The 16215-nt window shown below is 46.1% G+C and carries 15 protein-coding genes; 5 read left to right on the top strand and 10 right to left on the bottom strand.

Features of this window, described 5'->3' with window-relative positions:
• Nucleotides 1-3: 3 nt before the first annotated feature.
• The 4 genes from AB4Z30_RS09050 to AB4Z30_RS09065 all read left to right on the top strand — a co-directional run bounded on the left by AB4Z30_RS09050 (nt 4) and on the right by AB4Z30_RS09065 (nt 3910).
• Nucleotides 4-189 carry a hypothetical protein gene (locus AB4Z30_RS09050; protein WP_090924720.1) on the top strand — a complete coding sequence of 62 codons (186 nt, stop codon included), beginning with the start codon at nt 4-6 and terminating at the stop codon, nt 187-189.
• A 267-nt stretch (nt 190-456) separates the two neighbouring features.
• A complete protein-coding gene (pepF, locus tag AB4Z30_RS09055; RefSeq protein WP_441925437.1) occupies nt 457-2247 on the top strand; it encodes an oligoendopeptidase F in 1791 nt (596 codons plus the stop codon).
• Nucleotides 2248-2380: 133 nt separating this feature from the next.
• Complete coding sequence (locus AB4Z30_RS09060; protein WP_441925439.1) at nt 2381-2767, top strand: LapA family protein; 387 nt, start codon at nt 2381-2383, stop codon at nt 2765-2767.
• Nucleotides 2768-2869: 102 nt separating this feature from the next.
• On the top strand, nt 2870-3910 hold the full coding sequence (locus tag AB4Z30_RS09065; protein ID WP_441925441.1) for a M42 family metallopeptidase: 1041 nt from the start codon (nt 2870-2872) through the stop codon (nt 3908-3910).
• 349 nt (nt 3911-4259) lie between these two features.
• Here the strand turns inward: AB4Z30_RS09065 and AB4Z30_RS09070 are convergent, their stop codons facing one another.
• From AB4Z30_RS09070 to AB4Z30_RS09085, 4 genes are all read right to left on the bottom strand, one after another.
• On the bottom strand, nt 4260-5198 hold the full coding sequence (locus tag AB4Z30_RS09070) for a hypothetical protein (protein WP_441925443.1): 939 nt from the start codon (nt 5196-5198) through the stop codon (nt 4260-4262).
• A 188-nt stretch (nt 5199-5386) separates the two neighbouring features.
• On the bottom strand, nt 5387-7324 hold the full coding sequence (locus tag AB4Z30_RS09075) for an ABC-F family ATP-binding cassette domain-containing protein (RefSeq protein ID WP_441925445.1): 1938 nt from the start codon (nt 7322-7324) through the stop codon (nt 5387-5389).
• A gap of 83 nt (nt 7325-7407) precedes the next feature.
• Nucleotides 7408-7986 (bottom strand): TetR/AcrR family transcriptional regulator, encoded by a 579-nt coding sequence (locus AB4Z30_RS09080; protein WP_441925447.1) that lies wholly within the window; start codon nt 7984-7986, stop codon nt 7408-7410.
• Between the two features lie 14 nt (nt 7987-8000).
• The gene (locus AB4Z30_RS09085; RefSeq protein ID WP_441925449.1) at nt 8001-8810 is read right to left on the bottom strand and encodes a DUF92 domain-containing protein; all 810 of its coding nucleotides are present in this window, start codon (nt 8808-8810) and stop codon (nt 8001-8003) included.
• Nucleotides 8811-9037: 227 nt separating this feature from the next.
• Here AB4Z30_RS09085 and AB4Z30_RS09090 point away from each other — a divergent pair, with 227 nt between their 5' ends.
• Nucleotides 9038-9442 carry a hypothetical protein gene (locus AB4Z30_RS09090; protein WP_441925451.1) on the top strand — a complete coding sequence of 135 codons (405 nt, stop codon included), beginning with the start codon at nt 9038-9040 and terminating at the stop codon, nt 9440-9442.
• 141 nt (nt 9443-9583) lie between these two features.
• Here AB4Z30_RS09090 and AB4Z30_RS09095 read toward each other — a convergent pair whose 3' ends face one another.
• The 6 genes from AB4Z30_RS09095 to hemE all read right to left on the bottom strand — a co-directional run bounded on the left by AB4Z30_RS09095 (nt 9584) and on the right by hemE (nt 16041).
• Nucleotides 9584-10216 (bottom strand): fumarylacetoacetate hydrolase family protein, encoded by a 633-nt coding sequence (locus AB4Z30_RS09095; protein WP_441925453.1) that lies wholly within the window; start codon nt 10214-10216, stop codon nt 9584-9586.
• 74 nt (nt 10217-10290) lie between these two features.
• Nucleotides 10291-11043 (bottom strand): glycerophosphodiester phosphodiesterase, encoded by a 753-nt coding sequence (locus tag AB4Z30_RS09100; RefSeq protein WP_441925455.1) that lies wholly within the window; start codon nt 11041-11043, stop codon nt 10291-10293.
• A gap of 27 nt (nt 11044-11070) precedes the next feature.
• The gene (locus AB4Z30_RS09105) at nt 11071-12471 is read right to left on the bottom strand and encodes a CapA family protein (RefSeq protein ID WP_441925457.1); all 1401 of its coding nucleotides are present in this window, start codon (nt 12469-12471) and stop codon (nt 11071-11073) included.
• 135 nt (nt 12472-12606) lie between these two features.
• Nucleotides 12607-14034 (bottom strand): protoporphyrinogen oxidase, encoded by a 1428-nt coding sequence (gene hemY, locus AB4Z30_RS09110; RefSeq protein WP_441925459.1) that lies wholly within the window; start codon nt 14032-14034, stop codon nt 12607-12609.
• Nucleotides 14034-14984 (bottom strand): ferrochelatase, encoded by a 951-nt coding sequence (hemH, locus tag AB4Z30_RS09115; protein ID WP_441925461.1) that lies wholly within the window; start codon nt 14982-14984, stop codon nt 14034-14036. Before hemH ends, hemY begins: the two co-directional genes overlap by 1 nt.
• Complete coding sequence (hemE, locus tag AB4Z30_RS09120; RefSeq protein ID WP_441925463.1) at nt 14977-16041, bottom strand: uroporphyrinogen decarboxylase; 1065 nt, start codon at nt 16039-16041, stop codon at nt 14977-14979. Before hemE ends, hemH begins: the two co-directional genes overlap by 8 nt.
• Nucleotides 16042-16215 lie beyond the last annotated feature (174 nt).

The raw sequence follows: 16215 nt of genomic DNA on the forward strand, positions 1-16215 counted from the left end.
TCGATGCAGCTGGATTCAGGCAATGTCGTTATCTTTATCATCCTTGCCTTTGCACTCGGGTTCGCTCTGATCCTAGGACGTAATTCCGTCCCGGATCGTCTAAGAAGGGGAATGGCTCTAATTGCTACCCTGCTCGTTTGTTTCGCTTTTTTCCTTATCGTATATTACCTCGTTAACATGGGAGCCTGATTCAAGATACTGGGTGTGCTTACACGTGGTTCAAGGCGCTCAAATATTTCAGCTCTGCCCAGGTCATACTATACGAAGTAATTTGGATGTAATTTTTCTAAGTTATTCGTATGGTAAGGAGGAAGGCTGTTGAAATATCAAAAATCGTTATTCATTCTTCTGACTCTTAGTCTGATTCCTTCATCTCCTGCCGCATCTGCACAGGGGACGAAGGCGGCTATGCCGGTATTTTCAGCACATCAAGCACATAATCAAAGGAGGATTCCCATGAGTAAACTATTGAAACGTTCCGAAGTACCAGCCGAGCACACTTGGAAACTGGAAGATTTATTTGCAGATCAGAAGGCTTGGGATCAGGAATATGAAGAAGTATCTTCTATGTTGAAAAAAGCCTCCGAATTCCAAGGCAAATTAAATCAGCCGGACGTCCTCAAAGCCAGCTTCGAATTCGAAGACGAAATCGGGCTCAAGCTTGAGCGTCTTTTCGTATATGCTCGCATGCATCAAGATGAAGACACAGCCAATCCTACATATCAAAGCCTTTCCCAAAAAGCTCAGAAGCTCGGTGTACGGGTAGGGGAAGCACTTTCCTTTGTTACACCCGAGATTCTTTCTTTACCGGATTCAGAGCTTGACGCTCTCATTAAAAATGAAAAACTATCCGCATACACCTTTACCCTAGAAGAGATGAAGCGGGAAAAGGCTCATGTGTTAAGTCAGGCTGAAGAAGCACTGCTTGCACAGGTCGGCAACCTTTCTCAGGCTCCCCAAACCATTTTCAGCATGTTGAACAATGCAGATCTTAAGTTTCCACGTATTAAGGATGAGAATGGCAAAGAAGTTGAATTGACTCATGGCAGCTACATTCAGTTTCTGGAGAATCCCAACCGTGAAGTGCGGGAACGTGCTTTCAAAGCAGTATATGAAACCTATGCAAAACAGAAAAATACGATTGCCGCAGCACTGAATGCCAACGTAACCAAAAATATGTTTTATGCCAACGTGCGGAAGTATCCTTCTGTAATGGAAATGAACCTGTATGGTGACAACATCCCAACGGATGTATATAACAACCTGGTAGACACGATCCATGAAAGCCTTCCACTCTTGCACCGTTATATGGATCTACGTAAAAAGTTGCTTGGTGTAGACCAGCTACACATGTACGATCTGTTCGCTCCACTTGTGGATGAATACAAAATGGACATTACCTATGAGGAAGCTAAAAAGACCGTGAAGGAAGGTCTGGCGCCGCTCGGCAAAGAATATGCAGACGCGCTTCAAGCTGGATACGATAATCGCTGGATTGATGTTTACGAGAATGAGAACAAACGCTCAGGCGCTTATGCTTGGGGTGCTTATGGCACTCACCCATATGTACTGCTCAACCATAAGGACAATCTGAACAGCATGTTCACATTGGCACATGAGATGGGTCATGCGTTACATTCGCATTATTCAGATACCACCCTTTCGTATCGTGATGCACAGTATACGATCTTCCTTGCAGAAGTCGCTTCCACGACAAACGAAGCTCTGCTCATGGATTACATGTTGAATAAATCCACTGATCCGAAGGAAAAACTGTATTTACTTACGTATTATGCAGATCAGTTCAGAACGACAGTATTCCGTCAGACCATGTTCGCTGAGTTCGAGAAAATTATTCATGAACGTGCAGAACAGGGTGAAGCACTTACACCACAGCTTCTATCCGAAATTTACTATGATCTGAATGTACAATATCATGGTAAAGATATGGTCGTTGATAAAGATATCGAGATGGAATGGGCACGTATCCCCCACTTCTATAACAGCTTCTATGTTTATAAATATGCTACCGGATTCTCGGCAGCAACCAGCTTCTCCAAGCAAATCCTGGAAGAAGGTCAACCTGCAGTGGATCGTTATCTCGGTTTCCTGAAGAGTGGCGGCAGTGACTACTCCATCAATATTTTGAAAAAAGCGGGTGTCGATATGTCGACACCGCAGCCTATTCATGAAGCGATGAGTGTTTTCAAGGAATTGATCGAACAGATGGAACAGTTAACCAAATAAGGTTGCAATCCCCTGTAATCTATATCCCTTGCCCAGACGGGCAAGGGATTTTATAATCAAACAAGATACAGTTCGTATGAAAAAGGGTAATGCATTCTAGTTCGCAATTGGTCCACAACAAGGAGGCAACATCATGAAAATGCAATGGGCGCTTATAGCAGGTCTTGTTTTTGCACTGCTGACAGGAATTTTCGCAGTCATCAATGTAGATTCTGTTCAGGTTAACCTCTTGTTCAATACGGTTCGGGTTCCATTGATTTTGCTGATTCTAGGCTGTACGTTAATTGGGGGTATTATTGTAGGTTCTTACGGGATTTACCGTCAATATCGATTGCAACGGGAGAACAAACGCCTACACCTTCGTGTAGCTGAACTGGAAGCTTCTGTAGCCAGCGCTCCTGCATCTGTTTCGTACGACAATCTGGATTCCGTAAGTCCAAACGAATCTGAATATGATCAACAGTTGCACAACGATTCAATCCAAGCTCAGCACAAAGGAAACAATACAGGTACGTTGTGAAGCAGAGACAGCCTGCTGGTGGATCGGAATGGACAGACATTCTCCCCAGACAGGCTGTATTCTGTTCGACCAGCGCCTGCATGATTAAGGAGGACTATAATAATGAGTTTTACCATTGATGAATCTTACGTTCTTTCTTTCTTAAAAAAATTACTCGATACACCCAGTCCCAGCGGATACACCCATCACATTATGGAGATGATTCGCAATGAAGCTGGATCCCTGAACATTTCCTGTGAACTGAACAACAAAGGTGGAGCTATGCTCACGTTGCCTGGTAAAGATCCTTCCAGAACCGTTGCTCTAAGTGCGCATGTAGACACGCTTGGTGCAATGGTGCGATCGATTACTTCTTACGGCACCCTAAAACTGACCTCTGTAGGCGGTTTTACGATGCATAGCATCGAGAACGAGTATTGCTCCATTCACACAAGAGACGGCAAAGTGTACACGGGAACGATCCTCTCTTTACATCCATCTGTGCACGTATATCCGGATGCCCGTACGTTCGAGCGTTCAGAAAACCATATGGAAGTCCGGATCGATGAAGTCGTATCTTCCAAAGAGGATGTTTTAAATCTGGGCATTAATGTAGGTGACTTCATCTCCTTTGATGCACGGGCTGTCATCACTCCAAGCGGTTACATCAAATCCCGCCATCTGGATGATAAAGCCAGTGTGGCTGCCCTATTTGGTATCCTTGAATCTGCACATCGTGAAGGCTGGAAACCGGTACATAATGTTTCTCTGCTGATATCCAACTATGAAGAAGTTGGACACGGAGCTGCCTATATCCCAGCTGAAATCAGTGAAATGATAGCTGTAGATATGGGCGCTATGGGTGATGACCTAAGCTGCAAAGAGACCGATGTGTCTATTTGTGCAAAAGACTCTTCCGGTCCTTATGACTACGATATGACAAGCCGTCTTATCGAGCTAGCCAAACAGGACGGCATGGACTATGTAGTAGATATTTATCCCCAATACGGGTCAGATGGTAGTGCTGCTCTGCGTGGCGGCAACAACATTCGCGCTGCTCTAATCGGCCCCGGAGTTCACGCTTCGCACTCCATGGAGCGCACGCACAAAAAAGCGGTGATCAATACAGCCCGGCTACTTGCCGCATACATTACCACGAAGTAAATAAACAATTACCTTCATTCATTTTTCAGTTCACTTTACTTGACTCAATTTACTGAATGGAATTAACGACAAAAGGACACGCCCACTCTGCACATGATCAATACGTGTGAGAGAGGAATGTGTCCTTTATTATTCCAAACGGCAACAATGCGAAATACGGTACATAAAAATACGTTCATTAGTTTAGGGAGTGTCTGAAAAGTCCGAAGGAAGCAGATTTTGTCGGGTTTTCGTTCCAAGCAAGGAAGTTTACCGCAGGCGTGCCGGGGCACGTCAAGGGAAAGTGACGCGGCAGGGGGCGAAAAGACGGTAAAAGATGCACTTCAGCGAGTTTTAAGACACGACCTAGTCACGCATGTTCAACATAATCGCGATACTGACGCTCCTGAACGTCAAGCCGGGATTCGTGATCCTTAATTTCACTCTGTAATACCTGTAATGTCTGACTCACCATGCTTAGCCCGTGTTTAACCTGTTTTTCGGCACTGCGAATTTTGTCCTGAATCATCCAATCCACAAAGAAATTATCAAAGAAATAGTCTGCAAAAGACAGCAAACCACCCAGATTCAAATCTGCATTAACTGCCATCTCTACATCTTCCAACTCTTTCTGAAAACGTCGAAGACGCTTGCCCGCATCCATAATAGCTACTTGCGCATCATCCATACGGCTGCGCTTGATATGCGTAGAGATTCCACCTCCACCCATCATGTCATAGATGCCCCAATTCCCGGCTGATTCCAAGGCTTTCTCAGCACGTTCAAGCGCATATACCAGATACTCACCTTCTCTGAGAGCCTCATTAAGCTCCTGTAGCTCACTCGCCAGATGTTCCTGTTCTTCTGCTAATTGTTGCAATTCTTCGTCCTGTTTAAGCAAGCTTTGTTCTTTCTTCCCCCATAAAACCTGGTAGTCACTCTCCCAGAACTGATATTGAGATTGTCTGCGAAGTTCCTGCTCGACTTGCATCCGCTGCTCTTGTATATCCTGTAACATTCGGCATGCTGTATCATATGCTGCCTTGCTCTCCAGCAATTCCAGTTCTTCTTTCTCCAAACGTTCAGTCTTCTTACCGATCAGATCATAGAAAAATGAGGCTAAGCTCATACTGTTCAGCCGATCAACATCTCTTTGTTCCTTCTGAAGAGCTACGGTAGACTGCTCCACTTTCATTCCCCACTGTTTCTCCTCATCTTTGAGCTTGTGAAGGCGCTTCGTCCATTTATCATAGATTCTTCCTTTTTCCTTCAGCACGGCAAGTTGTTCATTGATTTCCTTATTAATCAACTCAGTAACCTCTCCCTTCTATGGAATTCTTTACTAAATAAAACGTAATGAACAGAGATAACGTTTCATATTTATCCGCCTTACCTGAATCATTATTTATATTTCAACAAAAAATGCCTTCCTCCCAAGCGACATTCGGCCGCTTTATGAGAGAAAGGCAATCATATGTTTTGCACGTATAATAAAGGTCAGGATTTGTTCTGCTCAATCTGCTCTGCCAGCTCATTCAGCACAGTCCAACGTTCCATCAATTCATCCAGGTCGTGCTCTGCCTCGGCTTGCTCCGCCATTAATTCCTGTAGACGGGCTGAATCACTGAATGCTTCTTCCATCTCCTTGTTAATCCGAGCAAGATTTGCTTCAGCTTTCTCGATGTTTTCGTCGATTTGATCATATTCACGCTGTTCCTTGAAACTGAATTTCAGTTTAGGTTTTGCCTGCGTTGATGCGAGAGCCGATGCTTCTGGACTTTTTTCGATGACCTGTTTCTTGGCTAATCCGGCACCGTTTTCCTGACTTCCAGGGGCATTTTTCAGCATCCATTCTGCATATTCACTATAATCACCAACGTGTACTCGGATCGCTCCGTTCCCTTCAAACGCCAGCACTTTGTCCACTGTGCGATCAAGGAAGTAGCGATCATGGGATACAACGAATACAACGCCCGGAAACTCATCCAGATAATCTTCAAGCACAGCAAGCGTTTGAATATCCAAGTCATTGGTCGGCTCATCCAGCAGCAGAACATTCGGTGCTGCCATCAAAATTCGAAGCAAATACAATCGGCGCTTCTCTCCGCCAGACAGCCGGGCAATCGGTGTCCATTGCGCTGTAGGACTGAATAAAAAGCGTTCGAGCATTTGGGAAGCAGTAATCAGTGAACCATCCGCTGTTTTCACATTTTCGGCAACTTCCTTGATGTATTCGATCACTCGAAGCGTTTCATCCATTTCCTGATGCTCTTGAGTGAAGTAACCCAGGTTCACGGTTGGGCCCAGTACAACTTCTCCAGCATCCGGCTGCAATCGGCCTGAAATCATCTGTAGCAAGGTAGACTTACCACTACCGTTCGGGCCTACAATGCCCACCCGGTCGCCAGGGACTGCAATATAACTGAGATCATTGATCAGCTTGCGATCATCAACAGATTTGGAGAGATGTTCAATCTCCAATATCTTTTTCCCTAAACGTGTAGAGCCAACAGACACTTCCAGTGAGCCAGAACGTTGAATCCCCTGCTGATCTTTGAGTTGTTCAAAGCGATCAATTCTCGCCTTTTGTTTGGTCGTCCGCGCTTTGGCTCCTCGGCGAATCCATGCAAGCTCGGTACGCAACAGATTTTTTCGCTTTTGCTCCGATGCAGACTCCCGTTCTTCCCGTTCAGCCTTCAACTCCAGAAACCGTGTATAATTCGCTTCATAACGGAATAAACGCCCATGATCAAGCTCCAGCATGACATTGGCCACACGATCTAGGAAGTAGCGATCATGCGTAATCATCAGCAGTGCGCCGCGGCGCTTCTGCAAATACTGCTCCAACCAAACAACGGAATCATTATCGATATGGTTCGTCGGCTCATCGAGAATGAGCAGTTCACAAGGATGAATTAACGCGGAAGCAAGTGCAACCCTTTTACGCTGTCCACCCGACAAAGTGCCCATATGCGCATCAAATTGCTCTATGCCTAGCTTGGATAGAATGCTCTTCGCTTCGCTTTCCATCTGCCAGAGCTGTAACTGCTCCATCTGTTGATTCAAACGCATCAAACGATCATTCAGAGCGCTATCCGAAGGGTTCAATTCAAGCAACTCCATCGTTTCCGTGTACTCACGCACCGTTTTCATCTCGGCACTATCACCTTCAAACACTTGCTGCAATACCGTATTGTTCGGGTTGAACTCCGGATTCTGTGCCAGAAACTGCACTCGCACGTCATTACCGATAGAGATCTGTCCCTCGTCAGCAGGTTCCAGACCTGCGATAACTCGTAAAAACGTGGATTTACCTGTACCGTTCACACCAACGACGCCGATTTTATCCTGATCTGCCATACCAAATGAAGCATCTTTGAACAGTATTTTCTCACCATAACTTTTTGCAACTTGTTCTACCGTCATTATATTCATTGCCCGTTACCCACACTTCTCTATAATTTGAAAAGCTCTATCCTCAACTACGTTATAAAACTACTATACGATTCCCTATCTGCCTATACCCGTAAAAAGGAACGGCATCCGTCCAAAAACAACGCCGCTGCAAAAGCGATCCGTTTGTTCAGATCTTGCTCATTAAATTCCGGATTCAGCATGATATCCATCTTCAGTCGGTCCAGAATGCCGATATAGGCTTCAGCCAGCAGCACAGGCTCGGGTACGCTTGCACTCTCAAGAACCTTGCATACCATGCTCATGTACTCGTTCATAAAAGCCTTCATAAATTTCATTAGATCCGGGTCATTATTCGGTGCCATAAAAAATAATTTTGTATGATTGCGCCGTTCATAATAATACGTCAGATGTGTTTTGGCGATAGCGCCAAGCTTGTCACCTGTGTTCTCATGTGCTTGTAATGCATATTCCAGACGGCTGATAAAGCTATTACAATCCCGTTTGGATACAGCGACAAACAATTGTTCCTTGCTTTTAAAATATAAATAAATCGTGCCTTTGGCAATCCCAGCCTCATCGGCAATATCGGACATCTTGGTTTCGTAGAATCCTTTCGACCCAAAAATGCCGTAGGCCGCATCCAAGATAGCCTCCGATTTGTCTCCCTGCACCGTATTCAACCTACATTCCCTCCCTATAACGCCAAAATACTGCCTAATCCGATGGCTATGCATGCACCGATCACAGAACTCAGCACATTGACCAGATCATTACTCATCCACGACCAGCCCCGAGCGCTTACGGTTGGCTGACCACAATGCTCATGAACTTCAACCTCACGTCCGCATACCGTACAGCGATACATTTTTTGTACCGTTGCACCCAGATACGAATCCGCGAACGCTCCAGCCAAACCACCAATTAGCCCAACCAAAGCCCACCCCAGCCATCCTGTTTGATCTATACCACTTATTGATGCAAAAATAAAAGCTCCTGCACCAATGACAGCACCGCCCAAAGCAGCAGCGAAACTACCCAATAATGAAACTCCGCCAGATGCTCCTGGTGTTAACATCTTCCAAGTAAGTACAGAACGAGGCGGCTTGCGGCTAAGACTTCCGATCTCTGTTGCCCATGTGTCTGAAGTTACCGTTGCCATGACCCCAATAAAAGCATACATCCACGCCGAATGCGGAATGAACCAATTTGCCAGACATAACAGCATGCCTATGCCGCCATTTGCCATCACTTGTCCAGCATCCCGATTACCTGTCTTGGCATAAGACTTCTCCATCTCTTGCTTTCGGTCTTTGCGAAATCTGGAAAGCAGTGTTGACGTGATGAAAAATAACAGCAGTGTGCCGAACCAGAACAGATTGCCTGCCCCGTAATATATGGTACCCATCAGGATTGCTGCAAGGCATCCAGACAGGGTTAGCGATTTTTTAGCATAAGCAGCCCCTGCTACCAGTGAAGCGCAAACAGCACCAATAATCCAATCCATAAGCTCTCCTGCATGTGACACCTGTACCGTCCACATGACGTTTATTTTTTTGAAAGTTAATTATACCACGGTTTGAGGCCAATGCCGAAACCGAACTTACCCCCAAACAAAACCTTATTCATTTTTAAGTTTCGCTTCAGGTTCCCGAGTTACAATAAGTTTAGCTCAAGCAACAAGAACAACTGCGATTCATTTCGTATACAACGATAGAAACGAGGCGCATAACGATGAATATGAAAAGAGTTTTTATACTGGGCACAATGATTGTTACGATGTCTTTCGCCGGATCTGCATGGAGCAAATCAACCATCTACCCGATTCCGGAACCCAAATGGTCAATTGTTGACCTGGATAGCAGCAGTGAGAATGAAGACGATGAACTTCTTAGTGCACTGAACCAGGCTTCCGAAGAGGAACTGGCAGAGAAATTGTACCAGGGACATTCGCTGCGAACGATTGCTGAGAGTAGCGAAGGTAATTACGCCAAAGCTATTGCCATTCAGATCAAACAGCTTCAGACTCAGCTGGATGAACGTCTTGCTAGTGGAAGTATAAGCTCTGAGCAACACGCACTTCAGTCCATGGAAATTGCAGAATTGATCACAGAAAGCGCCAACAGAGCATATATCTAGTCCATCTTCCGCTTCAATCTAATATTATTCAAGGCAGCGAAACGCAAAAAAGAGCGCAATTACGCACGCCCCCTGCTAACACGATTCTATGTTGATTTGTGCTATATTGCCATACATCTTGCGGATCACTTCGCTGATCGTTTACTCCGCTGCCTTGATTGTACATGCTCCCAGAGTTTCGCCGGCCCATGCCAGTTCAAGCACATCTCCTGCCATAGTAGCCCCTACACCTTCTGGTGTACCCGTGAAAATGATATCTCCTGGTCCTAGCCCATAATGATGCCCTACATAATCCACAATATCCTGTAAACTAAAGATCATGTTGATGATATTCCCACGCTGAACCTGAACACCGTTCTTCGTGAGAGTGAAATCTTTCTCTTGCAGCGTAGCCGCTCCTGGGAATGTCTGAAAGGCTGTAATTGGTGCGGAGTTTTTAAACCCTTTTGCAGCCGTCCACGGGTGTCCTTTTTTCTTGATGACCGTCTGCACATCACGCAACGTAAAATCAATACCGAACGCATAGGCATCCACCAGTTCATCAACAGGTACTCCCGGCTTATAATCCTGACCTATACGAATCACCAGTTCGGCCTCATAATGAACTTCACCCTTCGAGGCTGGCAGTTCAAGCCATTCTCCATCCAGAGCAACAACAGCATGAGAAGGTTTCATAAAAATCATCGGCTCATCTGGAACCGCATTGCCAAGCTCTTCGGCATGAAGTTTATAGTTTCGTCCTACACAATACACATTGCGAATGTTAGTTAACATAGAGCTGTAACCACCTTTGCTAGATTGAATGCTGCATTTGTTAGCTCAACTACAGTTTTAGATTATGGCCTGGATTAAGGTCTGAAAAAACGGCTGCTCGTTTCCTGAAACGCGTCTTCCCATACATCAGGCCGGTTGGTACATATCATCACATCTGGATCGATGGCCGCTAATTTTTTCATACTTGCTTTGTCATCTACTGTCCACGCCATCACTCGAATACCTGCGGCATTCATTTCACTCATCAACGCTTTGTCTACATTGGTGTATCCGAGTGAAAGGAAAGTACAATGCATTTGTTTCAACGCTACACGCAGATCCCCTGGTTTCGCATCGATAATGAGACCGGTTTGTAATTCAGGCGCAAGCTTTTTAACTTCAACTAATGCGGCTGGTTCAAAAGATGTGATAACGACATCATGCTGCATATGCCTTTTTCTAATTTCGTGGATCACCGCTGCAGGCAAACCCGGGTACATATCTCCTTGTGTTTTCAATTCGATGTTTAATCGAACTTTGCCGACAGAACGATCCAAGACCTCGCTAAGCGAAGGGATACGCTCACCTGTGTAGTTCTTGTCTTTCCATGATCCTGCATCCAGTTGTTTCAACGCAGACCAATCCATATCCTTCACTCTACCCTTGCCATTTGTCGTACGCTCCAATGTGAAATCGTGGATCACTACAGGTATGCCGTCACGGGATAATTGTACATCCAGCTCCATCCACTGAACTTCCGGTCTTTCCATCGCCATATTAAAAGCGGCCATCGTGTTCTCCGGTGCTATGGAAGAAAACCCACGATGTGCCACACACAGATTGTTCATTATCATCTCTCCTCAGCAGTACGCTTCTTAGTTAGGTATAGCAACTCCATCCGCGGTAACTCTAATTCCTGGTGACATCTTCGCCATCTGCTCGAGCAGAAGTCGGTTGGCATCGTCAAGCATTGGTACAGCCTGCCCAAGGGCGGCCTCATACGGTATCACTTTCATACTGCATGCAGCTTCTCGGCTGCAGCGTGCTTGAAAGACAGCTGTTTTCCACGTTTCTTCGTTCGTCGACTTGGTGAAAATGAAATTCCCCGTACTATATGCGATCCATTTGCCTTTGTAGTACTCAAGCCCCTGCAGAACATGAGGATGACCCCCGATAATCAAATCGGCACCGGCATCGACAAACTCATGTGCAAGCCTCGTTTGATCCTCATTTGGGGTACTCACACGTTCCTCTCCCCAATGGGCTACAACAATAACCAGATCCGCCTTCTTCCGGGCCGTCTTGATGGCTTCAACCGCTCTTGTAGAGTCATACGCCTCTGCCACTCCAGCCCTATTCCCATCCGCTTTCCAGCTTGTAACGGGAACAACCCGGCTGAAACCAAGCAAGGCAATCTTCATGCCTTTGCGCTCGAAATAAGCAGGCTCATAGGCATCTGCCTCATTCATGCCCGCGCCAGCATGCGCGATTCCATAATCATTGAGATACGTCAACGTATCAACCAAACCCTCCACGCCCTGATCCAGAATATGATTGTTAGCCAAATTAACGGCATCAAATCCTGCTGCAGCCATCGCTTGTAGAGATTTTGGCGAAGATTTATACACATACGTTTTATCCGTAGCACCCGTACCTCCATGGGTCACCGGGGTCTCCAGATTACCGATGGTTAAATCGTCACTCTTAAACATGGAGCCAAGCTTTGCAAATGGATAGTCGTATCCGTTCTTTTCCAGCAATTCCGCAACTTTTCCGGAAAATTGAATATCTCCGACAAAATGAATGGTGACATCCTTGGATGAATCCGATGTTGAAGGTGTCCCCTTGTCATCACCCGTCTTACCCGGGGTCCCTTTACCCGTGGTTGCAGGATTTGTTCCCGTTGCCGGCTTCTCACCACCAACTCCAGATGTTTCACTCGTACCCGATCCAGAGCGATCTCCAGTATTGCCCGGCTCTGCCCCTGGCTTCTCATTAACCGTGGAAGAATCTTCATCCGAGGTGTTAGCAGGTTCAGTATCTGACTGATTCAGCGCCCCCCCACCCTTGTCTTCCGATCCGGAAGGCGGCTCCTGCTGTACTACCTCTGAATTCGCAGGCTGGGACGGTTGCTGTTCACGTGTGTTCAGCATGTAATATAAGCCGACAAGAGCAATTGCTGCAATTAATATTACATTGACAATCCTGATTTTTGTATTACGGGTTCGTCTTACTTTTTTCTTTTCTGAGCTTCGTTGTGATCTTGGGGGATACATAAGCAACTCCTCTTCTTAACAAAAGATCCATATGAATACCATTATAACAAGCATATTCTGGATGTACATCCTATAAAAAAAGCCGCCCTTCTGTAGATGCTTCTACATCGGGGCGGCGGATATAAGTTCATGCTCTTACTTTGTTGCAGTAAGCTGTGTAGCGGCCTGTACAGACATTTCTTTGGCTTGTCGGATACAGTCCGGCAAGCCCACGCCCTCATAACCGGCCCCGGCAATGAAAACACCCGGAAGCTTATCTCCAAGCTCCTTACGAAGGTTAGCCAAATGCTCAAGATGGCCTACAGGATACTGCGGCATCGATTTACGCAATCTTGTGATCTCCGAGAAAATCGGTGTGGCCTCAATGCCCATCGTTTCTCTAAGATCTTTCATTACAAGCTCCGTAAGTGCCTCGTCAGGAAGCTCCACATTTTGTTCATCTCCGGAACGGCCAACATAACAACGAAGCAGTACCTTGTCATCCGGACTAGTATGCAGCCATTTGGTCGATGTCCATGTGCAGGCCGTAATATTACGTCCCTCTTTCCGCGGCACAAGAAATCCTGATCCATCGAAGACATGCTCCACTTCTTTTTTCTCAAAGGCCAGAACAACGTTAGCGACAGATACATAATTGATCGCATCCAGCGCTGATGTATCCACATGGGGCTTGAGCAACTCAGAAGCCACATAGGTTGGCACGGTGATTATAACATCATCTGCCTCTAGAAATTGTCCGTTATCAAGTTCAACGCGATATTGGGCATCCTCGCCATCCAGACGTTGCAAAGATTGGGCAGCTGTATTCAAACGCTGGTCCACATCATGAAGCTCATGGACAAGCGCATGCACAAGACTTTGCAACCCCTGACGGAAGTTCAGAAAAGCACTCCGTTTGGTGCCTGTATGTGTCTCGGTCGGTTTACGTCCTGTCATCATACCTCGGATTAAACTGCCATAATCACGCTCCACCTCTCCAAACTGCGGGAAAGTTGCTTGTAAGCTTAGCTTTCGCATATCTCCTGCATAAATGCCCGCCAGAAGCGGCTCAGTCAGGTTTTCCAGCACTTCTGGGCCAAGCCTGCGCTCAATCATATAACCGAGAGATTCATCCTCTGTTGTACGCTTGGGTGGAATTATAAAATCCATCAGCGCTCGTAGCTTGCCTGCCGGAGAGACCAGACCGCTTTTTAGAAAAGGCTTCAGTTCTGTGGGGATGCCTAGCACGAGCCCCGCTGGCATTGGATGAAGCTTACCGCGCTGCATAATGTATGTTTTTTTCGACTCCGGGTTTTGGCTGACGAGTTCATGATCCATCTCCAGTTCCTTTGCCAGATCAATCATCGCTGTTTTGCGAGCCAGGAAAGAGTCAGGACCTTTCTCGATTACAAACCCGTCCCGATGCAGCGTTTCGATCATGCCGCCCATAGACGAACTCTTCTCAAGCAAGGTAATCGCAGCTTCAAAACCAGCTTCCCTGTAATGCTTGCGGATATAAAATGCCGCGCTGAGGCCTGTCAGGCCCCCGCCGACAATAACAATACGTCTTTTCTTGTCTTCCATTACTTATCAGACCCTTGCTGCCATCGGCTAATAATAGAATCGCTCAATGTCTCCATGTACAACGGATCACTATTAAGCGAATCAATGCGCATCAACCGCATGTCCATTTCTTTCGCAATCGCTTTGGCTTCAATGTCGAGATCATACAATACCTCCAGATGATCCGAGACGAAGCCGATTGGAGCTACGAGCACATCTTCCACTTGTTCGCGCGAAAGCTCTTGGAGTGTATCAAGAATATCCGGGCCAAGCCAAGGTTCAGCAGTCCGCCCAGCACTTTGCCAAGTAAACTGCCAGTTGGCAATCCCCACTCGGGAAGCAATAGCCTCGGAAGTTTCCAGCAACTGATTCGGATAAGGATCACCCATGTCAACAATGCGCGCGGGCAAACTATGAGCACTAAACAGCACCTTCACATCTCCGCGTTTCGCTCCCGCTTCTTCGAATGCATCAAGCTTAGCACTTACCCGCGTAGAAAGAGCCTGAATGAGCTTCGGATGCAAATGATAACTTTCGATAAAGGACATCTGGATACCAAGCTCTTCGGCTTTTTCCCGTGCACGTTTGATGTAACTGCCTACACTCATGGTGGAGAAATGGGGCGCAAGCACAATGCCAACAGCATTCTTAATACCGTCTTTCGCCATCTGTTCCACACCATCCTCAATAAAAGGATAAGCATGTTTCAGTCCTTGATAACAGCGGAATTCAACCTCGCCTCGACGCTCATCCTTTTGCAACGTCTCCTGAAGGTTTTTCACCTGGTTATCCGTATTCTCCCGTAACGGGAAAACACCGCCAACAATCGCTTCATAGCGATCTCTCAGTTCTTTCAGCTGTTCCGGCTCAGGCGGACGCCCTCTGCGAATATGCGTATAATACGCTTCTACACTTTCCATATTTTCAGGTGTGCCATAAGACATCACCAGTACGCCTACTGTATTAGTCATTGCTTACCGTCACTCCCGTCTTCAAAGCTTCTGTTGAATATTCATGAATATATGCCGTTAGTTCTTTTAATTTATCAAGCGAAGCTTCAGGGAACAGGCCATGTCCCAGATTGAAAATATAACCCGGATCCTTAATCCCTTCATCAATGATGACTTTCGCCTGTTCTTTGATTAATTCCATTGGCGCAGTCAGGATATACGGATCGAGGTTGCCCTGCACAGCGAATTTGCCACCTAGGCGTCTGCGTCCTTCGGAAATGGAGACTCTCCAGTCCAGCCCGATAACATTCGCATTCAGATCGTGCAGGGTTGGCAACAGTTCGCCCGAAGCCACACCAGGGAAATAGATTTTCGGTACATTCAAATCGGATAATTCGGTAAAGATACGAGTAATGGTTGGTAGCACATACGTTTTGAAGTCTTTGGGAGAGAGTGCCCCTACCCAGCTGTCAAATAACTGAAATGCCTTACCGCCATTTGCAATATGAGCACGGATATATGTAATGACCATATCACCAAGCTTCTGCATCAGTTTGTGCCACACTTCAGGCTCACTGTACATCATTGTTTTCGTTCTGATATACCCTTTCGAAGGCTGACCTTCAATCAGATAACTTGCGATAGTAAACGGAGCCCCTGCGAATGTAATCAGTGGAACGTCCAGTTCCTTGTCCAGAATACGGATTGTTTCCAGAATGTGAGACAGATCGCCTTCCACATCAATGGGACGCAATCGGTCAACATCGGCAGCAGARCGAATAGGATTATCAATCACCGGACCAATATTTTTTACAATGTCAAAATCAATCCCGAGTGAAGCAACCGGATTCATAATATCGGAATACAAAATAGCCGCATCCACACCCAACTTACGTACAGGCATGAGCGTAACTTCAGCCGCCAGCTCAGGTTGCTGACATATTTCAAGCAAGGAGTACTTTTCTTTAATTTTGCGATATTCGGGATCGTAACGTCCAGCTTGGCGCATGTACCACACTGGCACACGGTCTACCTGCTGTTTGAAACTGGCCCGAATCAGACGATCATTATAGCTCATGTTAAGAAGCCTCCAATAGTTTTTGGACTCATAACTACCATTATGCCCTTTTTAAACAGCCGTAACAACCATATGCGGATGTGTTCCAAGTGACAATACTATGACATTCGTTACACCCTAATCTATTCCATTCGTTAAGCCCCTCCCTATATGCCATTTGTGATATAATGAAAG

The sequence above is a fragment of the Paenibacillus sp. 2TAF8 genome, from assembly GCF_052114825.1.
In the GTDB taxonomy this organism is placed as follows: domain Bacteria; phylum Bacillota; class Bacilli; order Paenibacillales; family Paenibacillaceae; genus Paenibacillus.